Origin of the sequence: Streptococcus sp. GMD5S (assembly GCF_000298715.2) — a bacterium.
Lineage (GTDB): Bacteria > Bacillota > Bacilli > Lactobacillales > Streptococcaceae > Streptococcus.
In genome coordinates, this window is the sequence record NZ_AJRG02000001.1 from 279,036 (window position 1) to 298,825 (window position 19,790).

Genomic DNA, 19,790 nt, shown 5'->3' on the forward strand with positions numbered 1-19,790 from the left:
AAACTAACGATGTAACTATTATATCATATTTCAAGCGTTTTCAAAAATTTAGAACTCCCATTTACAATCCTCAAAAAGCGTGATACAATTGGTTTTGTTAATTCGCATCAAGGAGATTCTCATGAAGAAAAATATCTTAACCACCCTCTTGGCCGCCGTCCTTTATTTCCTCTGTCTAGGGATTGGAGTCTTCCTAGGACACCTGGTCGATCAAACAGGCAATATGTTCTACGCGCCGGCCTTTTCTGCCCTTGTCGGTGGCAGTGTCTACATGCTTCTTTTGACGAAGGTCCCTCGTTTTGGCGCTATCACCACTCTAGGACTTTTTATGGCACTTTTCTTCCTAGCTAGCAAGCATGGCGCTGGTGCCTTTCTCCCAGGACTCGCCTGTGGTCTTGCAGCAGATGCCATCGCTCGTCTCGGAAACTACAGAGATCGAATCAAAAACACCCTCTCCTTCCTCGTCTTTGCTTTTAGCACAAGTGGCCCTATCTTCCTCATGTGGATCCGTCCCAAAGCTTACGTGGCCACCTTACTTGCACGTGGGAAATCCCAAGAATACATTGACCGTATCATGGTCGCTCCAGAGTTGGACAAAATCCTTCTCTTTGTTTCGAGCATCCTCGTAGGTGCCTTGATTGGGGCTTTGGTTGGGCAATTTCTAAGTCAAAAAATAGCTGATAAACTATAAGATAAAAGCCCTGAAGACTAGCTATGCCTAGTTCCAGGGCCTTTTTGTATACAATCTTAGAATTCACTATAGATAAATTCTTGAATATTCGAAAAATCGGTCACAAAACAGTAAATCACGATGCTCAAGATAACCGTATAGAAAAAAAGTGTCCACAAGATTAATCGATGAGTGTTAGTTAGCTTGGTTTGCAAATTTGTAAAGTTCTTTTTCAACTTCCATCCATCCTTTCACTCCAACGTGCATCACGTCAAATAAAAAGTAATCATCATACTCTCTGTTTCCATAGTTTAATACGGTTGCACCATGGCTTTTTGCGACATCTTCTATTTTTTTATAAGTTTTTTCTCGCATCTCTCTTGAGACACCAGTGTAGTCATTCCATTTCCCGTTTACTGGGAAAATAATAACCTCAACTTCAATTCCCAATTCTTTGGCAACTGTCAAAAAGAGTTCCATATCAGAATACTCTGGTGACTCCAGATAGCTCAAATCTTTATTAGAATCTTTCAGTGATGCATAGCGATCTTTTAAGTAAGTATTGTAGTAGTTATTATCAACAGCATAGTCATTATTGTCTGTTTTCCTTTTGACCTCTTCCACAAACTGAGCCGTCATCTTTTCCCAATCATAGTCTGGGGTTTTGTCTCCTAGTGAAGGATAATCTGATTTCTCATGATTTTCATAAAATTTTCGTTTGAGCTTAAAGGAATACATCGCGTTATCTAACTCTAATAGTTTTTTATCAACAATGGTTCCTTTTCCATCTATGAAATAACTTTTATATTTTTTGTAGATGTCGTTTTGTTGCTTGTTTCCTTTGGTAATCTCGATAATGCGATTGATTAGTTTTTCTTTCGTTTCTTTACTAATCTTGTCATTATCTAGCATGTGAAAAATATGTTCCTGAGAAGCCTTGTTCAAAAAGGCATCTTGATGGGTCCCATCTTTTTCAAACCACTGAACAGACTCTACTATAGCTACTTTTCGCTTACTCATTGATTCTTCAATAGAGCCCAAGGTCGTAGCCTGAATAATATTTTGAGAATAACTGGTCCCAATCTGCATGATATTAAAATCGTTGTAGTTAAAAATTTTATTTGGATGATAGTCTTCATTTATCGTCGCAACCAACTCTGAGGAACCCATTAGAACCAGTGTATTGGGGGTGATATTGCTTGTTAGAATATCTCTACTTTTATACTTTTCATACGAGGTGCTATAACGAATACTGTTATCCTTGACTTTATAATAATCATCAATCTTCTTGACATACGTCACATTTAAAAGGGCAAGCGTCGCAATTACGAGCACAAGCGATAGTAAAAATGCTTTTAATTTAATCATCTCGTTTTATCCTATCCCTTCGATCTAGCCGATTTCTTTTCAATCTCTTATCTCTTTAAAATCGTCAGTAAGATTTTATAGGGTTCACCTGAAAAGATAAAGAAACCAATCATAACCAAATTCATGGTCACAAACCAACTTAGTAGCTTATACCAGTTTTTGTTTTTATTTTTCTTATAAAAATTGCTTTTCTTTTGATACACTTCAAATCCAGCCATCAAGACACCATGATAAAAACCATAGACAATGTAACTAACACTAAGACCATGCCAAAAACCCATGACCAACATATTGACCATATAGGCATAGGTTGCATTGTGTAGTCTATTTTTAAACCATTTTTTCCTGATAACTTGCATCAATACTCTTGAAAATACAAAATCTCTCAACCAGGTCGACAAGGTGATATGCCATCTGGTCCAGAAATCTTTGATATCGACACTCAAGAAAGGTTTGTTAAAGTTCATCGGTGTCTGAATACCTAGAATATTACTACTTCCAACGGCCATTAGACTATAGCCTGCAAAGTCAAAGAACAGATACAAGGTATAGAGGTACATATACTTGATTGAGTAAACGACTGTGCCAGTATTATTTAGAGCGAGTAACATCTGGTAAACATAGGTTGATAAAACAATCTTGTAAAGAAGGCCTAGAACGATACGATACACACCGTCCCCTGCTAACTCTAGATACTCTTTTCGGGGCATGACCTCGTTTATCTCTTTTAAAAATCTCCTACTCCGATCAATCGGACCAGCACTAACTGTTGGGAAAAAGAGCAAAAACTGTAAATAATCTTTTACAGTGATTTTTTCTTTGATCAAGCCATCCGATATTTCTAGCATGATCTGAATGGTCTTAAAGGACATGTAAGAAATTCCAATAAAGGCCAACAAATGCAGAGAAGTCAGGGCAAAGACTTTATTGATCACCAAAGGAAGAATGGAAAGGAAAACCAGTGGTTTCAGCCACTTTGCCTCTATCCGCTGTGCTAGAAAAACCAGAAAATACTGGTAAACGATAAAGGCGAGTAAATAGACAATCATCGCTCGGCTCTTACCATAGATAGCTCCTGCAAATAAGAGGGAGAGCGCCAAAATATAGTAGTCTTTACGTTTTTCAAAAAAGTTTACCACAAAACCAATCAGTAAAACTACAAATAAGAGAAGGAAAAACTCATTCCCCTCGAAATAATTCATACCAGCCAAACTCCTTTACATTATCATCCCTTCTACAGCAAAGTTTCTGACTTGCTAATTGGGGACCTTTATTTATTATAGCATATTTCTAAAAAGAAGCTTTATCCTTCTTGCAGTTCGGTGAGAAAACAAAAAGGAGTCCCGTTGAACTCCTCCCATTATTTATGACTTAATTTCTTGGTCAAGAAATCTCCCAAGAACTGGATCGTAAAGATAATCAAAATGATAATGATAGTCGCCAAGATGGTCACATCGTGATTGTAGCGGTTGAATCCATAGGCAATGGCTACGTTACCGATACCACCAGCTCCAACCGCTCCCGCCATAGCTGTTTCACCGACAAGGGAAATCAAGGTTACAGTTGTCACACGGATCAAGTCTGGTAGACCTTCTGATAGGTAAACACCTACGATGTCCCAGAAAGTAGCTCCGCTAGCTTGAGCTGCCTCGATGACACCACCATCCAGTTCAGCCAAGACCACCTGTACTTGACGGGCAAAGAAGGCAAAGACTGCAAATGAAAGCGGCACAAGAGCTGCATTTGGCCCGATACTTGTTTTAACAATCAAGTGAGAGAGTGGCGACATGATTGCCAAGAGGATGATAAATGGTACCGCGCGGAAAATAGAGGTAATCTTGTCTAAAATCCAGAAGATAACCTTATTTTCCAAGACACCGCCTGGCGCTGTCAAGACGAGGAAAAGACCTGCTACCAACCCCAAGAACCCTCCGATGATGAAAGAAAGAACTGTCATATAAAGAGTTAGGTAGATGGCTGTTCCCCAGCCTGCCTGACCAGCCCAGCCCATCTTATAGACATTTGGTAGATAAGTTTGAATCAACTCTGTCATTTTACTGTCCTCCCTTCAATACTTTTAGCTGGACGCCAGCCTGACGGATGGCATCTTGAGCACCTACTAGCGCTGCTTTTTCCCCTGACAAGACCACAACCAATTCTCCAACGGGAGTGCCATCGAGAATTTCGATATTTCCATAGAGGATATTGGCCGTTACTTGGTAACGCTTGTACAATTCATTCAAAAGTGGCTCGTCTGTCGAAGCTCCTGCATACTTGAGCTGTACTAAGATACTGTTTTCAGACAGATTTTCCACGATTTCTTGCTTCTCAATCTTAACCATGGCTTCGTCAATACCTGTTGCAGTAGAGATGAAGTCTTGGGTCAAAGGTTGTTTAGGGTCTGAGAAGATTTCAAGGACACTGCCCTCTTCAATCAAATGCCCATCCTGCATGACTGCCACACGGTTGGCAATGTCTTTAACAATCTGCATTTCGTGTGTAATCAGGACAACGGTCAAGCCTAATTTTTGGTTCAAATCTTGCAACAAGGCCAGAATCTGCTTGGTTGTCTTAGGGTCAAGGGCAGATGTTGACTCATCTGAAATCAAGATTTTTGGATCATTTGCCAAGGCACGCGCAATGGCCACACGCTGTTTTTGCCCTCCTGATAGTTGTGACGGATAGTTTTCTGCACGATCAGCCAAGCCAACCAAGTCCAACAACTTAGCTACTTTTGCTTTCTTTTCTTCCTTGCTGAGTCCAGAGTGTTTGAGGGCAAAGGCTACATTTTCCTCGGCTGTCTTTTGACTCATCAGATTAAAGTGCTGGAAAATCATCCCAATGTCTTGACGCTTCCGACGCAACTGCTCGGCAGTCAAGGTCACTCTGCCATCAAAAATGACGTCGTTATCAATGGTAATTTTCCCAGCAGATGGCTTTTGCAGGAGGTTAATCACTCGGACTAGAGTGGATTTCCCTGCTCCAGAATACCCAACGATTCCGTAGATATCCCCTTCTTGGATGTGAATGGTCACATCCTTGACCGCTGTGATGGTTCTCTTCTTTTGGTGAAAAGTCACATCAATCTGATCTAACTTGATAATATCTCTACTCATAGCTTCTAATCAGCTCCTCTACTAATTCAATATGGGTGTAGTAATCGGCGATTCGCACGTTTTCATCTCCACCGTGGTCTCGGCTATTGGCATTTCCTAGACCGAAGGCCACCATGGGTACCTCTAGGGCGTCAAAAACCGTATGCATAGGTCCTGTCCCCGCTGTGGTCGGCAAGACTGAAACGCCCTGTGGATAGAATTTCTTGGCCAACTCAATCACATTGAGAATGGCTGGTGCGCTCATATCGCTTCGATAGCTCATCTCTCCCAAGGTATAGTATAATTCTACCTTATCAAAGCCATTTTTGTCTAGCTGTTTCCGAATTTTTTCCAGAACATCATGCGGTTCTAGGCCAGGAACCAAACGAACCTCTAGCTTAGCACTGGCTTCTGCTGGCAAAATCGTTTTAACCCCTTGCCCTTGATAACCTGACTGAATCCCTTCAATATTAAGAGCTGGCTCGAAAAAGAAACGTTTTAGAAAGGCTGCACGTTCCTCTTGTAAGAGAGGCAATTCCAAGCCATAAATGCGACTGATTTCCTCAGGATTGCGTTGGGCGTAGGTATCCACCAAGGCTAGTTCTCGTTCATTTGGCTCTTGAACATCCTCGTACAAGCCTTCTACCAAGATACGCCCATCAGCAGCTCGCAGACTACTTAAGGCCTGGATAAGATACCATGGTGCTGACTCCACGACACCACCATAACTCGAGTGGATATCTACATCCGCACTTTTCACCTTGGCATCAAAGGTCACGATTCCCTTGTTTCCACCAGAAATTTCTAACTGCTCCAAGGCATTTTTCGTTCCTTGCTCCCAAACTAGCAAATCTGCTCCTCGGAGTTTGTCTGCGTGTTTCCCTAAATACTTATCTAGATCCATAGAAGCAGACTCCTCTGCCCCTTCCATGATAAAACTGATATTGACAGGGAGGTCATCGTGGTGCTGCATATACTTTCTCAGAGCACTCAAACGAGCTGTGATGTGGCCCTTATCGTCGTCAACTCCTCGCCCATACATAAAACCATTTCGCACAGAAAGTGTAAAGGGATCCTCTGTCCAGATCTGATCTCCGTCCGCTGGTACGGTGTCATAGTGGTTATAGAAGATCAAGGTCTTGGCATCTGGACGCGAACTCTTGAAATGTGCCATGACAAAGGGAGCTGTGTAACTCTCATCAATCTCCACTTCAGCCCCCACACGCTTGAAAATCTCACCCAGATAGTTTGCGACTTCCTTGAGTCCAACCTGCTGGGCAAAGACGGATTTCTTGGAAATTAAGGTGCGTAAGACTTCGAAATAATGTTGGGCCACATGATCCTTCTCAAATTTTTCAATCTGCTCTTGTTCGCTAGGAAAAACCATTTTCTCTCTCTTTCTACTACGTACTTGTGTCCTCAGAACGACCACAAGTGCCTCTTAAAAATCAACTCTCTATACAAAAGTAAGAGGTGGAAACTCTCTCCCACCTCCCTATGTCTTATTACCAAACTGGTTGGTCCAAACCGTCTGATGTTTCTTCGATAACTTTTTTCACTTCATCAGTGTGGTAAGCCGCGATAATTTTCTTGATGGCATCAGCTTTAGGTGATGATTCCCAATCTTTTTTTGCAACGATGATGTTGTACCATTGTTTTGAGTTTTCATCAGCTTGCTCTTTGAAGAGTGCTTTCTTGTAGTCCAATTTTGCTTCTGTAACGAAGGTATTGTTTACAACGGCAGCGTCAACTGATGACAATGAACGAGCTGTTTGGCTAGCGTCCAATTCAGTAATCTTCAAGTTCTTTGGATTTTCTGTAATGTTCGCAACTGTTGCAAGAGCAGTTCCAGAAACATCCAATTTGATCAAACCAGCTGATTGAAGCAAGTAAAGCGCACGGCTTTCGTTTGTTGCATCGTTTGGCACGGCAATTTCACCGTTATCTGGGATTTCTTCCACTTTGGTGTACTTGTTTTCTTCCCCATTTTTACCTGAGTAAAGGCGGATTGGTGAGATGTAGGTATCTGCAATCGCTACAAGGTCTTTCCCGTTTTCTTTGTTCCAGTTGTTCAAGAAGTTGTAGTGTTGGAAAGCGTTCAAGTCTACTTCGCCATCAGCAGTTGCCTTGTTTGGTTGTGAATAGTCTGTGAACTCTGTGAATTCCAATTTAATTCCATCTTTTTCAACCAATTCTTGGATTTTATCCCAACGTGCTTCTTCAGAACCGCTACGGTTAACTGTTGCAATTTTGACAACTGTTTCGTTGTCTGCTTTCTTTTCTGAATTTCCGCAAGCTGCAAGAGTCAAACCTGCGACTGTAGCAAGAGCTGCTACACCGAGCCATTTTTTAATTTTCATGATTCTATCTCCTTTAAAAATAATACCGTAATAGTATCTCATACTTTATTTGATTTAGCAAATTGTTATTAGATAGGCAGACATATAGTTTGAAACTATATACCTAAAAATTGAGAAATCATCCGCCTTTCTCAGACTGGATGATTTCATACGACTATTTAATATCAGCTTCTGCTGGGAGATAAGTGTCTCCGAAGAACTGTTTAGACAATTTTTCAAGAGTTCCGTCTTTGTAGAGTTCTTGGATGCGTTTGTCCACAAATGATTTCAACTCATCTTGACCTTTAGCAAGAAGTGGGTAAACATAAGGTTGTTGGTCGCTTGGAAGTTCGATGACTTTCAAGTTGTCCAAACCTTGGTTCTTGATAACTGTTTCAACACCGATTTTATCAAAGATCTTGTAGTCAAACTGACCATCGCTCAAACGTGACATGATTTGTTGGAAATCAGCCTTGGTGTAGTTAAGAACCGTTGGATTGTCTGCGTGTTGTTTGTTATAATCTTCTAGCTGTTTAGCTGATGTTGTCCCTTGAACAACCTCAGTAGACTTGCCTCCGATATCATCAAGTGACTTGATGCTGTCGTCATCTTTCTTCACAACGAGAACGTTAGGGTTTTTAGCAGTTGGTGCTGCATAAAGGTACTTTTCAGCACGTTCTTTGGTATAGCTGATATTATTCACAGCCATTTGGTAGCGATCGCTATCAAGGCCTGCAAAGACACCTGACCACTCTGTCTTTTCAAACTTGACATCGTATTTGTCAGAGTCTTTAAAGATAGCACGGACTACTTCAATCTCATAACCAGTCAACTCGCCATTTTCTTCGTAGTTGAATGGTTTTGGTGAAGCATTGGTTGCAACGATAATTTCTTTCTTACCAGATGCTGCTTCGCTAGTTGCAGTATCTTTCTTATCTCCACCTGAGCAAGCTGCTAGTACACCTGCGGCAACAAGTCCTAGAGCTGCAAGAGATGAATATTTGACGATTTTTTTCATGTCATTTCCTCCAAAATAGAATACTTTACTATCTTAACAGAAAATATTTTTTTTCGCCATTATATGATATCTATCTCGGTGATAGGTTTTTTTTATGGCTGACTAAAAGACCAGACGTAAGACTGCAATCAAGACTACTCCAAAAAGAACCGTACCCACTAGATTGCGGTAGCGAAAGGCTACCCAAGCCGTTGGAAAGACTGCTAAAAAGTCCAGCCATTTGATCTGAGGAAGGCTGCCAACCTTGCCAGTCACTACGCTTGAAAGGATCAAGGCAAAGATAATGGAAACAGGCAAGAACTTCAAAAAACGCTCAACGATAGCTGGCAACCCCTTGTACTTAACCAAGATGAAGGGAATCATACGAGGTATCCAAGTCACTAGGCCTGAAAAGATAACAGCTAACAAAAGATATTTACTGACCATCTAAGACCACCCCCATGGTACAACCTAGCAAGGTCGCAAACAGAACAGCTAGCGACTGAGACACCACTGTCAAGAACAAAAAGAAGGACACCGCAACAACGGCTAGGATCATCAGCAGATTCCGTACAGGAACCCGTCTTTGCATAATCTGAAATTGCGAGGTAAAAATCCCAATAAACATCCCAACAAGGGCAAAGTCTAATCCAAAGACCTCAGGATTTGGAAGAAGTCCACCTAAAGCTGTCCCCGCAACTGTCCCAATAAACCAGGCTACATAACTATTGAGATTGTTCCCATGCATCCACATAGGATGGACCTTGTCTGTATGGGCTAATTCTCCCATCAAAACCCCATAGGTCTCATCTGTCAGGAGACTGGACATGCCGATATTTTGCCAGAGACTAGTATGACGGAAATAGGTCGATGCATGCAAGCTCAGCAAAAAGAGGCGCAAGTTGATCAAAAAGACCGTCATAGCAATAGCTGCCACAGGCGCTTGTACCGCAATCAATGCCAACATGGCAAACTGGGCGCTCCCAGCATAAACAAAGAGGCTCATCAAGCCCATCTCAACAGGTGTCACATAGGGCGCACCGATAATCCCACAAGCCAGGCCAATGCTGACATAGCCAAGGGCAGTCGGCATGGCCGCCTGTACACCTTCCCAAAATCCTTTTTCTTTCATCCTTCTCCTCATATTCTCTCCAATTGAGGCTGTTCGTTATCACAGCCACAGCACGGACTATTATAACATATTCAAATAAGGGAAAAAAGTTTAGAGTTTGAAACTTGAAGCTAGTAAACATTGTAAAAAATGTTACCTGTTTATGGATACATGAGAAATTGATCCACTCGAATCATATACTTGTTGGCTTCAGTTTTTTCAGCATCTTCATCTTCTGTCGGATAGACATCGACCCAGAGTTCCCACTGTTGTCCTTTCAGCTTGACCTTGTAGCGATAACCGTCATCATAGAGTCCTACCGGATCAGTGGTCATGGACTGGTAATCTGGGAGTTCTTCCAATTCTTTTTTTACAGTCTGGGATAGATTGTTGATCACTACTTGTTGCTCCCCTTTTGAAGCTACAGTAATATGAGCTGTCGCTTCTTCCAAGCGATGCGATTTTGAAAATGTGAATCTTACTCGACCTGTATGGCCCTTCAAAGAAATATTTTCGTAATCATAGAAAAGGCGACCTGTTTTATAGAAATAAGGGTCTTCTGCACGCCAAGTATCGCGATAGGCCATTTCCTCTTCTTCCACCACTTGGCTAGCCTCTCCAAATACTTCTTCAAAAGATTTAACAGGCATACCAAACGAAAGGGATTCAAACAAAACTAGTTGCGTCTTGTTGATATTATGGCAAGCTGATAAAAGCATGAGTAAAGCTCCAAGAGCAAGTAAACTACTGATTATTTTTGTAATTTTCATATTTTTACTATACTAAAAAACTCTATCATTTGTCCAAGATAAAAGAGTTAACCATTAACTGACTTCTATTCTAGGGTATAGAAGGAAAGGATTACGATGCATGCCTCCGATATTGACTAATCCCAACCCCATATTTCTTATCTTCAGGTTTCTCATGATAACCTAGTTCTGTTGGATAGACTTCAACCCAGAGTTCCTCCATTTGTCCTTGTAATTTGGCTTTATATCGATAAGAATCTTTCTCGAGTCCTAGCATTTCAACAGTCAAAGACTGATAGTCTGGCAAAGTTTCAATCTCTGTTTTTATAAACTGAGATAAATTGTTGACCAGTTCTTTCTGTTCCACTTTTGAATTGATAGGAAAAGAGACTCTTACTTCTTCTAAAGTATGCCATTTTGAAAATGTGAAATCTGCACGAACAGTATAGTCTTTCCACCTCATGTTTTCGTAATAGTAGAAGAGGCGACCTGTTTTATAAAAATAAGGGTCTTCTGCACGCCAAGTATCACGATAAGCCATTTCTGTTTCCTCAACAACTTTATCAGCTTCTCCAAATACTTTTTCAAAAGATTCTGTGGACATATAAAAGGAAAGAGATTTAAACATGACTAACTGCGTACTAGGAAATTCCAAATTTTTAAAGTTTTGGTAAGATTTTATAAATAAGATTAGCACTCCAATAGCAAGCAAACTACTAATTATTTTTGTAAATTTCATATTTCTACTATACAAGAAAACTCTAGGATTGACAAACTTTGAATTTTTCGATTACATTTTGAGATTTGTTCTCTAAATTTTGAGGAAACAAAGAATTGATCAAAAACTAGTAACAGATAGTCAAAATAAAAAAGACTGAAACTGTACTGCACCCCAAAAGTTAGACAGAAAAATCTAACTTTTGGGGTGCAGTACAGAGATTATCTTTTTCATTCTATTTTCTCCTATACTATGAAACAAAGACAGTATAACACGAAGACTACCCTAACTCAAACTTGGATAACTGAGATGCTGTCAGTCCATCACAAGCTACATCTGACTGCTTGAGTTTTCTAGCCAATCGCAATTCCTTGTAAAATTCTCCCAATGCCATCTTTTCAATCATGACCAAACTCCTGTCCAAAACCCTCTTTACTATTCCATTCGTAAATACTTTTCCTTTTTTAACATGTTATAAAATATGGGAACTATATACCCGTTTACACTAGACACAAGATATAGTGCTTACGAGAATATCAAAAAGGCGACTTACAAACGGAAATCGTCTTTTAATAATGTCTAAATTCTTCGCAGGATTTCAAAATTTTGATATAATAGAAGTAACAAAAATAAAGGAAATTAAGTATTATGAACGCAATCACAGCTCACAGCTCACGCTGATTATGTAATCGGACGTGTTTTTTGTCAAGCATTAAAACAGGCATTTTCACATTTTTGTGAGAAGGCTTTTTATGTTGAGTTTTCTGAGTTATCTTTAGAGAGAAATGGGGAGCTACAATATGCATAACCATTTCTCAAACGAAGTTGATGGACAACTCAAGTTTTATCAAGATTATCTACCTCTTGTTGATAAAACTTTGAAAACAGATGATATTTTAACGGATTATACAGATGGTATTGTATATGGAAATCTGATTGAATTTAAAGTTGTTATCAATGATATTAACTCTGTTCTATTCCAAACCATCAAATATCTATCCGCTCGGAGAATCAAAGGGAAAGAAATCCCTAAAAACATTCTGCTTGTATCGCTAACGAATGAAAAAATCTACGTTTTTGATAGTCAGGAATATTTAACACATATCGAAAAAGTATATTTTGGTGGTGCAAGTGTTAAAACAGCTGGTTTTTCTTCTGATGCTCCTCTTGAGGTTTTAGAATACGGTCAAAGTCAACTAGATGAAAGTCGTCTCATTACTTTACTACGTTCAAAGCAATACACAAAAATTAACATTGACGAAAACTGTATTGTTGGTTGGGCGGAACGTTTTTATCGTGAAAACAAAGGAGCTAAAAAGTCTGATTTTATCGGTGACCAAACTGGTAAAGTTAAAATTATTGGTGAAATTCGGAAACCTGAGAAACTAAAAGAATTTATCAATCCCTATATCGGTGAAACTAATGCACAATTTCACTATTTGATGGATAAACTCAATGATACTTTACAAAAGAAAAACTTAGGAGCTTTCTACACTCCTGAACCTTATGTTGAAAAGTCATTGGAGCTAGTCCGACAAGCTATTAAGCGTGTTCCAGAAGGAAATGATTATATTATTTTGGATAGATGTGCTGGGACTGGAAACCTCGAGAAATTGATGAGCGACGAGGAACTAAGTCACTGCGTCCTTTCTACTATTGAATACTATGAATATAAAGTTCTTGTTGAGTTGCTAGGTGACAAGGTTCGCCACATTATCCCACCAACTGAGAAAGAAGATACGTTTAATATGGGACTAGTCCGAGGAGCTGACGCTCTTAGCAAGGAATACATTAACAATGAAATTATTAAACGCTATATCAACGACCCAAAAGTGACAATTATCATGTACGAGAATCCCCCTTATGCAGAGACTACTTCTATTGAACACCAAAAAGCTGGGACTAGTAAGAAATCATCTGCTTGGAAAAAGAGCTTTTTAGTGACGGAGATGAAAAAAGAGGTTAAAGGACAAGCGACAAACGAACTCGGAAATATCTTTATCTGGTCTGCTTTCAAATATTATTTACGCCAACCAACAGATTCTTATATTGTCTATAGTCCTGTAAAGTATTGGAAAGCTCAGCATCTCATCAATCAAAAATTTTTAGGTGGTTTTGCTTTTAATCGCAAACACTTTCACACTAATATTCATGCGATGATTATGTGTGCTCTTTGGAGTAAAGAAGAAGTTGCACTAGAGTCACTAAAATTAGAAGCCTATGATATTGATAAGGATGGAAATTTACTTCCTGAAAATAATATCATTATTAAAAGGATACATAGCACGTATAGCCAAAAGTACTTTGATAAAAGAAAGTTCATAGATGATGAAAATAATGGACTTTATCTAGGATTAAATGGTAAAGAGTATGAAGGTAAAACTAAGAGTGTTGTTCCTTTATTTAATTCAAACATTCTGGGCTATATGGCAGTATATAGTTCTGGATTTGATAACCCAGATTTACACGCTACCTTAATAATGGCAGGTAGATATGATGGACATGGCTTTTTCCTTCGCTCTGACAACTTCCTAGAAAAACTCCCAATGTTTGCCGCCAGTCGCTACATTACTTATAATCGTCACTGGACACAGCGTGCTAATATTATGAAATCGGCCGATGGCGTTGAACGTTTTAATAAAGCTGTATCAAGTAACAAGATTGAACAAGACTTATTGAAAATTCTTCTATTCACAACACTTGAAACGCAAAATCACATGAGAAGTTTATATGGTTCTGATGGACGATTCTACCGAAATGAGTTGTCATTGGATAACTCTAATGGAGATACGCTAGCAACAGTCAGCTTAGCAAAATTGAAACAAGGTTCTAAAGAGACTGATTTATTTGAACAATGGGGAAAAGTCCTAACAGAAGCTAAGAAAACGAAAAATTATAATTCTAAATTAACGTATTCAGTTTATCAGATTATTGATGAGCTTAACACATCTGAAAAAGATGAAAATGATAAAACAATCTATAACTATCCCGAATTAAACGGACACTTGAATACATTGAAAACAATGGTAAAAGAGTATTATAATTCTGAAATTGTGCCATTCCTATTTGAGTATGAATTTTTGAAATAAGCATGAAAAAGACGATTTCCTCTTGGAAGTCGCCTTTTTGATATTCTTGTAAGCACTATATATTGTGTCTAGTGTAAACTGATATATAGTTACCTAAAATATTTTAGCAAAAAAGCCAGCCTCAAGCTGACTCTTTATTCTATGGTATCAAAAGCGAGACTTGGTTTGGCATTGAGGTCCAGGCCTGCGAAGTTTTCTTTGTTCCACTCGCTGACACTGGCATAGGCAATCATACCTGCATTGTCTCCACAGAGACGCAGGGGTGGAATGATGACTTTGACATCTGTAATTTCGGCTGCTAGGCGTTCTCTAAGACCTTTATTGGCCGCCACACCACCTGCGACAACAAGGGTTTTAACAGGATATTTATCTAGGGCTTTCTTGGTTTTTACCATGAGAATATCCATGACAGCTGCTTGGAAGGAAGCACACAAATCCTCTGTAGACAAGCTTTCTCCCTTTTGCTCAGCATTGTGGTAAAGATTGATAAAGGCAGACTTCAAACCTGAGAATGAAAACTCCAGATTGTCTTCCTTGATCATGGCACGAGGGAAGTCATAAACATCCTGACCTTGATGGGCCAACTCGTCAATCTCGCGACCTGCTGGATAAGTCAAGCCCATGACACGGCCGACCTTATCATAGGCCTCACCAACCGCATCATCTCGTGTCTCCCCAACAATCTTGTAATCGCCAGCCTCTGACACATAGACCAACTCGGTGTGTCCTCCGCTGACCAAGAGTGCCAACAAAGGAAACTCCAAAGGCTCCACACTCTGAGCTGCCATTAGGTGGCCAGCCATGTGGTTGACGGGGATAAGCGGCAGGCCATGTGCCCAAGCAAAGGCCTTGGCAGCTGACAAACCAACAAGCAAGGCTCCGACCAGGCCTGGTCCGTAGGTAACCGCCACAGCTGTTATGTTCTCTTCGGTAATCCCTGCTTCTGCTAGCGACTCCTCAATACAGGCCGTAATAACCTCGACATGGTGACGACTGGCCACTTCTGGCACTACGCCACCAAAACGTTTGTGGCTCTCGATTTGACTAGCGATGACATTGGACAAGAGCTGGTCGTCGTTTTTTAAGACAGCGACACTGGTCTCATCACAAGATGTCTCAAATGCTAAAATATATCTATCCTTCATCTATTTCTCTCTTCATGATAATGGCGTCCTCGACTGGGTCATGGTAGTAGGCCTTTCTCTCAGCGATGACCACCATCTTTTCTTTCTTGTAAAATGCTTGCGCTCGTTGGTTTGACTTTCTGACTTCAAGGAAAATCTCCTTATCTGTCGGCAATTGAGCAAACAAGGCTGACGCAATTTCCTGACCCTGATAGGCTCCTTTGACAGCGATTTGTAGGACTTCTGCTTCAAAGAGATTCTCCTGAACGGCTAGAAAGCCAATCACTTCTCCCCCATCATAAGCCAATGCATACCAGGTCTGATCTTGGGATAGGTCTGCTTGGATTTGTTCCAGCGTCCAAGGGCTGACTGGGTAAACATCTACCATAACAGCATAGATAGCTTGAGCCAAGTCAGGTCGCTGTTGGATTCGTTTGATCTCTATCATAGGCGTTTAATATAAGACTCGCCAGACTCGGTGTGATTCTTGAGCCAGTTTTCCTCGGCTTCGACACGCTTGAGGTAATTTGGCACAAAGTCGTGCAAGGAGTCTGCTTCCTTATCCCAGGCCCAAAGAGCTAGATTAGCTGCATTTGGCAAGGTTTCTTCGTAGTTAGTTTGTGGCAGATGCTCTTGGATTTGTTCCACAAAGGCTCCAACTTCTCCGACAAAGGTCACCTGCTCAGCATCCTTGACCTGCTCTAGCACTTCCGCAAAAGACAGGTGCGCTTCTGGAAAGACAGCCTTGGCATTTTCATAAAATCCTGCATAGACATTGTTGCGACGTGCATCCATGATAGGAACCACCAAGCCTTCTTGCTGACTTGGCACCAGAGCTAAGAGGCTGGACATCCCCACTAACTCAATGTTCAGAGTATGAGCCAAAGTCTTGGCAGTGGCTACCGCAATTCGTAAACCTGTGTAGCTACCTGGTCCCTCTGCCACCACGATTCGATCCAAGTCCTTGGGTGTCAGGTCCAGACTTTCCATCAAAAAATCGATGGCAGGCATAAGGGTGATACTGTGGTTTTTCTTGATATTGATCATAGTCTCGGCAAGAACTTGCTTATCCTCTAAAATGGCTAGAGAAAGAGCCTTGCTGGACGTATCAAAAGCTAATACTTTCATAACACATTCCTATCTTTTTGTCTGCTTACTATTATACTACAAAAGCTGACGCATGGGAATTTTCTTCTTTTTGAAACAAAAGGGCCTGCCACTTAGACAAAAAGAAGTGTAAATAAGTCATATATACCTTAACTCGATTTTCGATGTGAGAAATCATCGTCATAACAATAAAGATAGCACCTAAAAATAGAAAAAGTCCATCCCATCTATCAAGACGAGGTGGATTTTCTGTTTATCTAGAGGAATAATTGACTTTAGGCATTTAAACCAAAGTAGAAAACAAGCCAGACAACATAGGTTACAAGGAGGAGAAAAATTGAATAGAGCGTCACAAAAGCAAGCTTCCAAAGGAACTTTGTTTTGCGGTGTTCCAGATGCACAAACAGGGCATTCCCCCCATAGACACAAGCTACAAAGACTACAAACATCAAGAGGCGAACCCCTACTGCAAATTCAAACAAACTAAACATTCTTAATCCTCCTTTTGGTATTCCTATTTTTATATAAACTGTTGACAATGTTGTTCTATCAATGTTAAAATGTAATTCAACACTGATAGGAAAATCAGGTTGAGTCGTTGACTCTTCGGGTTGCAGTGCTATCCCTGAAACTTTGGTTTCTAAAGAACTGAAATTGCGATTGAACAATTCGCCCCCAGTGTTTGACGGCTCTTGACTTCGGTCAGGAGCTTTTTGATGCTTTTAAAGTTGATTCCCTCAGTAAGTTATAGTAAAGTATAAATATCGAGAGGATAACATAGGGCGACTGGTGACAGAGCGTTCAAAGGTACCAACTTCTGGTACGGGTGTGGGACTGCCCTCAGCTTTGAGCTGTAAAGACCCCTGACTACCATTGGTCCTCTCTTTTTGCTTACTCTTAAATTAAGTGCTTGTCTTTACCTTTTAGTAAGCGCTCCACTCCATGCTATTTCTACATCGTTATACTTATAGATTGACTTCTTAGCCTCATAGATGATAGAATTAAGTAAAAGCTGAGATCGAGTTTGATTTGGTGACAAGTCATTCAAAGGTTGCGATGCATTCGCTTCAGGTAGAGGTGCTGCCATCTGGACTGCTCCAGGAAAATCCCCGAGTTTTGTCTCAGCCTTTTTGGTTGCTCTCGAGATTTCTCAAGAGCTTTTTCTTTTTTCAAAGATATCATTCTGTCCCAACCATCCACTCCAACGATTAATGAAACTAGAACTATATTCTTCCTTAAATCTACTATCTCTTTAGATTCCCCCTTTAATTATAACACCTAAGCGCTCTCCGACCAGATCCTACCTGTCTTTTTGCTCCTTCTTACCCTCCCTACTTTCTCCATTTCCGTCTTTTACTAATTTTTCATTTTGTGGTATAATTGAAATAATTGTAACGAATCAAGGTCAATCTAGACACAAAATGGAATGAAATCAAGCAAATCTCTGCTAAAAGTTTGGAATAAGCTGACCTGTAAATAGAAAGGAACTATATGATTTACAAAGTTTTTTATCAAGAAACAAAAGAACGTAGCCCACGTCGTGAAACAACACGCTCACTTTACCTAGACATCGATGCCAACTCAGAACTTGAGGGCCGTATCGCTGCTCGCCAACTTGTCGAAGAAAACCGCCCAGAGTACAACATCGAATTCATCGAACTCTTGTCTGACAAATTGCTAGATTACGAAAAAGAAACTGGCGCTTTCGAGATTACGGAGTTCTAATATGGCCTACACTCTTAAACCTGAAGAAGTCGGCGTTTTTGCCATCGGTGGTCTGGGAGAAATCGGAAAAAACACATACGGAATTGAATACCAAGACGAGATTATTATCGTCGATGCTGGGATTAAATTCCCAGAAGATGACTTGCTGGGTATCGACTATGTCATTCCTGATTACTCTTACATCGTGGACAATATCGACCGCGTCAAGGCTGTTTTGATTACCCACGGACACGAGGACCACATTGGTGGGATTCCCTTCCTGCTCAAGCAAGCAAATGTCCCTATCTACGCTGGACCGCTTGCCTTAGCTTTGATCCGTGGAAAACTCGAAGAACACGGCCTCTTGCGCAACGCCAAACTTTACGAAATCAATCACAACACTGAGTTGACCTTTAAAAATCTCAAGGCAACTTTCTTTAGAACGACTCACTCTATTCCAGAGCCTTTGGGGATTGTTATTCATACTCCTCAAGGAAAAATCGTTTGTACGGGTGACTTCAAGTTCGACTTCACTCCAGTTGGAGAACCGGCGGACTTGCACCGGATGGCAGCCCTTGGTGAAGAAGGCGTACTCTGTCTCCTGTCTGACTCGACAAACGCAGAAGTGCCAACCTTTACCAACTCTGAAAAAGTCGTTGGCCAATCCATCATGAAGATTATCCAAGGCATTGAAGGACGCATCATCTTTGCATCCTTTGCCTCAAATATCTTCCGTCTCCAGCAAGCAACGGATGCCGCTGTTAAGACTGGACGCAAGATTGCAGTCTTTGGACGTTCGATGGAAAAAGCCATTGTCAACGGTATCGAGCTTGGCTACATCAAAGCTCCTAAGGGAACCTTTATCGAGCCAAATGAAATCAAAGACTATCCTGCAGGCGAGGTTCTGATCCTCTGTACAGGTAGTCAAGGTGAGCCGATGGCAGCCCTCTCTCGTATCGCTAACGGAACCCACCGTCAGGTGCAACTCCAACCCGGCGATACTGTTATCTTCTCTTCTAGCCCAATCCCTGGAAACACCACTAGCGTCAACAAGCTGATTAACATCATTTCTGAAGCTGGTGTCGAAGTCATCCACGGAAAGATTAACAATATCCACACCTCTGGACACGGTGGTCAGCAAGAGCAAAAACTCATGCTCCGTTTGATTAAGCCAAAATACTTCATGCCTGTCCATGGTGAATACCGCATGCAAAAAGTCCACGCTGGACTAGCGGTGGATACTGGTGTCGAGAAGGACAATATCTTTATCATGAGCAATGGTGACGTGCTTGCCCTTACTGCTAACTCAGCTCGTATCGCAGGTCATTTCAATGCCCAAGACATCTATGTCGATGGAAATCGTATCGGCGAAATCGGTGCAGCCGTCCTCAAAGACCGTAGAGATCTATCCGAAGACGGTGTCGTACTTGCAGTCGCAACTGTTGACTTCAAATCGCAGATGATTCTGTCTGGTCCAGACATCCTCAGTCGAGGCTTTGTCTACATGAGAGAGTCTGGCGACTTGATTCGTCAAAGTCAGCGCATCCTCTTCAATGCCATTCGTATCGCATTGAAAAACAAAGATGCTAGCATCCAATCTGTCAATGGTGCTATTGTCAACGCCATTCGACCATTCCTCTATGAAAATACAGAACGTGAACCGATCATCATTCCGATGATCCTCACACCAGATGAAGAATAAAGCAACAAAACAGCCCC

Annotated in this window: 19 protein-coding genes and 1 pseudogene; 4 read left to right on the top strand and 16 right to left on the bottom strand. The window is 40.9% G+C overall.

Features of this window, described 5'->3' with window-relative positions:
* Positions 1-121: 121 nt before the first annotated feature.
* The gene (locus tag GMD5S_RS0201305; protein WP_000739505.1) at positions 122-691 is read left to right on the top strand and encodes an MptD family putative ECF transporter S component; all 570 of its coding nucleotides are present in this window, start codon (positions 122-124) and stop codon (positions 689-691) included.
* Between the two features lie 174 nt (positions 692-865).
* Here the strand turns inward: GMD5S_RS0201305 and dltD are convergent, their stop codons facing one another.
* The 12 genes and pseudogenes from dltD to GMD5S_RS10405 all read right to left on the bottom strand — a co-directional run.
* The gene (dltD, locus tag GMD5S_RS0201310; RefSeq protein ID WP_000593511.1) at positions 866-2,038 is read right to left on the bottom strand and encodes a D-alanyl-lipoteichoic acid biosynthesis protein DltD; all 1,173 of its coding nucleotides are present in this window, start codon (positions 2,036-2,038) and stop codon (positions 866-868) included.
* A gap of 47 nt (positions 2,039-2,085) precedes the next feature.
* Complete coding sequence (dltB, locus tag GMD5S_RS0201315; RefSeq protein WP_001105738.1) at positions 2,086-3,240, bottom strand: D-alanyl-lipoteichoic acid biosynthesis protein DltB; 1,155 nt, start codon at positions 3,238-3,240, stop codon at positions 2,086-2,088.
* A 158-nt stretch (positions 3,241-3,398) separates the two neighbouring features.
* Positions 3,399-4,091, bottom strand: coding sequence for a methionine ABC transporter permease (locus GMD5S_RS0201320; protein WP_000137507.1), 693 nt, complete (start codon positions 4,089-4,091; stop codon positions 3,399-3,401).
* A gap of 1 nt (position 4,092) precedes the next feature.
* Positions 4,093-5,154 (bottom strand): methionine ABC transporter ATP-binding protein, encoded by a 1,062-nt coding sequence (locus tag GMD5S_RS0201325; RefSeq protein WP_000085694.1) that lies wholly within the window; start codon positions 5,152-5,154, stop codon positions 4,093-4,095.
* Complete coding sequence (locus GMD5S_RS0201330; RefSeq protein WP_000231776.1) at positions 5,147-6,520, bottom strand: M20 family metallopeptidase; 1,374 nt, start codon at positions 6,518-6,520, stop codon at positions 5,147-5,149. Before GMD5S_RS0201330 ends, GMD5S_RS0201325 begins: the two co-directional genes overlap by 8 nt.
* Before the next feature lie 118 nt (positions 6,521-6,638).
* Entirely contained in the window at positions 6,639-7,493 is an 855-nt protein-coding gene (locus GMD5S_RS0201335) for a MetQ/NlpA family ABC transporter substrate-binding protein (protein WP_000694533.1), read from the bottom strand.
* Positions 7,494-7,647: 154 nt separating this feature from the next.
* Positions 7,648-8,490: an amino acid ABC transporter substrate-binding protein gene (locus GMD5S_RS0201340; protein WP_000724967.1), complete on the bottom strand. Its 843-nt coding sequence runs from the start codon at positions 8,488-8,490 to the stop codon at positions 7,648-7,650.
* A 102-nt stretch (positions 8,491-8,592) separates the two neighbouring features.
* Positions 8,593-8,916, bottom strand: coding sequence for an AzlD domain-containing protein (locus tag GMD5S_RS0201345; RefSeq protein ID WP_000253936.1), 324 nt, complete (start codon positions 8,914-8,916; stop codon positions 8,593-8,595).
* A complete protein-coding gene (locus GMD5S_RS0201350) occupies positions 8,906-9,601 on the bottom strand; it encodes an AzlC family ABC transporter permease (protein WP_000659753.1) in 696 nt (231 codons plus the stop codon). Before GMD5S_RS0201350 ends, GMD5S_RS0201345 begins: the two co-directional genes overlap by 11 nt.
* Positions 9,602-9,741: 140 nt before the next feature.
* Positions 9,742-10,350 carry a hypothetical protein gene (locus GMD5S_RS0201355; protein WP_025172597.1) on the bottom strand — a complete coding sequence of 203 codons (609 nt, stop codon included), beginning with the start codon at positions 10,348-10,350 and terminating at the stop codon, positions 9,742-9,744.
* Between the two features lie 91 nt (positions 10,351-10,441).
* A complete protein-coding gene (locus GMD5S_RS0201360; RefSeq protein WP_000673207.1) occupies positions 10,442-11,068 on the bottom strand; it encodes a hypothetical protein in 627 nt (208 codons plus the stop codon).
* A 262-nt stretch (positions 11,069-11,330) separates the two neighbouring features.
* A pseudogene (locus GMD5S_RS10405) lies at positions 11,331-11,453 on the bottom strand (MutR family transcriptional regulator); the annotation flags it as partial.
* 472 nt (positions 11,454-11,925) lie between these two features.
* Between GMD5S_RS10405 and GMD5S_RS0201375 the strand changes: the two are divergent.
* Positions 11,926-14,136 (top strand): hypothetical protein, encoded by a 2,211-nt coding sequence (locus GMD5S_RS0201375; RefSeq protein ID WP_237739029.1) that lies wholly within the window; start codon positions 11,926-11,928, stop codon positions 14,134-14,136.
* 134 nt (positions 14,137-14,270) lie between these two features.
* Here the strand turns inward: GMD5S_RS0201375 and tsaD are convergent, their stop codons facing one another.
* From tsaD to GMD5S_RS0201395, 4 genes are all read right to left on the bottom strand, one after another.
* The gene (gene tsaD, locus GMD5S_RS0201380) at positions 14,271-15,281 is read right to left on the bottom strand and encodes a tRNA (adenosine(37)-N6)-threonylcarbamoyltransferase complex transferase subunit TsaD (RefSeq protein WP_000655082.1); all 1,011 of its coding nucleotides are present in this window, start codon (positions 15,279-15,281) and stop codon (positions 14,271-14,273) included.
* Positions 15,271-15,708, bottom strand: a complete 438-nt coding sequence (gene rimI / locus GMD5S_RS0201385; protein WP_000569855.1) for a ribosomal protein S18-alanine N-acetyltransferase — start codon at positions 15,706-15,708, stop codon at positions 15,271-15,273. Before rimI ends, tsaD begins: the two co-directional genes overlap by 11 nt.
* Positions 15,705-16,388 carry a tRNA (adenosine(37)-N6)-threonylcarbamoyltransferase complex dimerization subunit type 1 TsaB gene (gene tsaB / locus GMD5S_RS0201390; protein WP_000865681.1) on the bottom strand — a complete coding sequence of 228 codons (684 nt, stop codon included), beginning with the start codon at positions 16,386-16,388 and terminating at the stop codon, positions 15,705-15,707. The genes rimI and tsaB overlap by 4 nt, the downstream gene beginning before the upstream one ends.
* Before the next feature lie 254 nt (positions 16,389-16,642).
* The gene (locus tag GMD5S_RS0201395; RefSeq protein ID WP_000492029.1) at positions 16,643-16,858 is read right to left on the bottom strand and encodes a hypothetical protein; all 216 of its coding nucleotides are present in this window, start codon (positions 16,856-16,858) and stop codon (positions 16,643-16,645) included.
* A gap of 1,000 nt (positions 16,859-17,858) precedes the next feature.
* On the opposite strand from GMD5S_RS0201395, the gene GMD5S_RS0201405 reads away from it, so the two are divergent.
* Both GMD5S_RS0201405 and rnjA read left to right on the top strand, forming a co-directional pair.
* Positions 17,859-18,092, top strand: a complete 234-nt coding sequence (locus tag GMD5S_RS0201405) for a DNA-dependent RNA polymerase subunit epsilon (RefSeq protein WP_000639581.1) — start codon at positions 17,859-17,861, stop codon at positions 18,090-18,092.
* 1 nt (position 18,093) lies between these two features.
* Complete coding sequence (gene rnjA / locus GMD5S_RS0201410) at positions 18,094-19,773, top strand: ribonuclease J1 (protein ID WP_000331972.1); 1,680 nt, start codon at positions 18,094-18,096, stop codon at positions 19,771-19,773.
* Positions 19,774-19,790 lie beyond the last annotated feature (17 nt).

Excerpts from the sequence above, each read along its gene's own strand:
- GMD5S_RS0201305 (WP_000739505.1), top strand. The coding sequence starts at position 122 with ATGAAGAAAAATATCTTAACCACCCTCTTGGCCGCCGTCCTTTATTTC.
- dltD (WP_000593511.1), bottom strand. The coding sequence starts at position 2,038 with ATGATTAAATTAAAAGCATTTTTACTATCGCTTGTGCTCGTAATTGCG.
- dltB (WP_001105738.1), bottom strand. The coding sequence starts at position 3,240 with ATGAATTATTTCGAGGGGAATGAGTTTTTCCTTCTCTTATTTGTAGTT.
- GMD5S_RS0201320 (WP_000137507.1), bottom strand. The coding sequence starts at position 4,091 with ATGACAGAGTTGATTCAAACTTATCTACCAAATGTCTATAAGATGGGC.
- GMD5S_RS0201325 (WP_000085694.1), bottom strand. The coding sequence starts at position 5,154 with ATGAGTAGAGATATTATCAAGTTAGATCAGATTGATGTGACTTTTCAC.
- GMD5S_RS0201330 (WP_000231776.1), bottom strand. The coding sequence starts at position 6,520 with ATGGTTTTTCCTAGCGAACAAGAGCAGATTGAAAAATTTGAGAAGGAT.
- GMD5S_RS0201335 (WP_000694533.1), bottom strand. The coding sequence starts at position 7,493 with ATGAAAATTAAAAAATGGCTCGGTGTAGCAGCTCTTGCTACAGTCGCA.
- GMD5S_RS0201340 (WP_000724967.1), bottom strand. The coding sequence starts at position 8,490 with ATGAAAAAAATCGTCAAATATTCATCTCTTGCAGCTCTAGGACTTGTT.
- GMD5S_RS0201345 (WP_000253936.1), bottom strand. The coding sequence starts at position 8,916 with ATGGTCAGTAAATATCTTTTGTTAGCTGTTATCTTTTCAGGCCTAGTG.
- GMD5S_RS0201350 (WP_000659753.1), bottom strand. The coding sequence starts at position 9,601 with ATGAAAGAAAAAGGATTTTGGGAAGGTGTACAGGCGGCCATGCCGACT.
- GMD5S_RS0201355 (WP_025172597.1), bottom strand. The coding sequence starts at position 10,350 with ATGAAAATTACAAAAATAATCAGTAGTTTACTTGCTCTTGGAGCTTTA.
- GMD5S_RS0201360 (WP_000673207.1), bottom strand. The coding sequence starts at position 11,068 with ATGAAATTTACAAAAATAATTAGTAGTTTGCTTGCTATTGGAGTGCTA.
- tsaD (WP_000655082.1), bottom strand. The coding sequence starts at position 15,281 with ATGAAGGATAGATATATTTTAGCATTTGAGACATCTTGTGATGAGACC.
- rimI (WP_000569855.1), bottom strand. The coding sequence starts at position 15,708 with ATGATAGAGATCAAACGAATCCAACAGCGACCTGACTTGGCTCAAGCT.
- tsaB (WP_000865681.1), bottom strand. The coding sequence starts at position 16,388 with ATGAAAGTATTAGCTTTTGATACGTCCAGCAAGGCTCTTTCTCTAGCC.
- GMD5S_RS0201395 (WP_000492029.1), bottom strand. The coding sequence starts at position 16,858 with ATGTTTAGTTTGTTTGAATTTGCAGTAGGGGTTCGCCTCTTGATGTTT.
- GMD5S_RS0201405 (WP_000639581.1), top strand. The coding sequence starts at position 17,859 with ATGATTTACAAAGTTTTTTATCAAGAAACAAAAGAACGTAGCCCACGT.
- rnjA (WP_000331972.1), top strand. The coding sequence starts at position 18,094 with ATGGCCTACACTCTTAAACCTGAAGAAGTCGGCGTTTTTGCCATCGGT.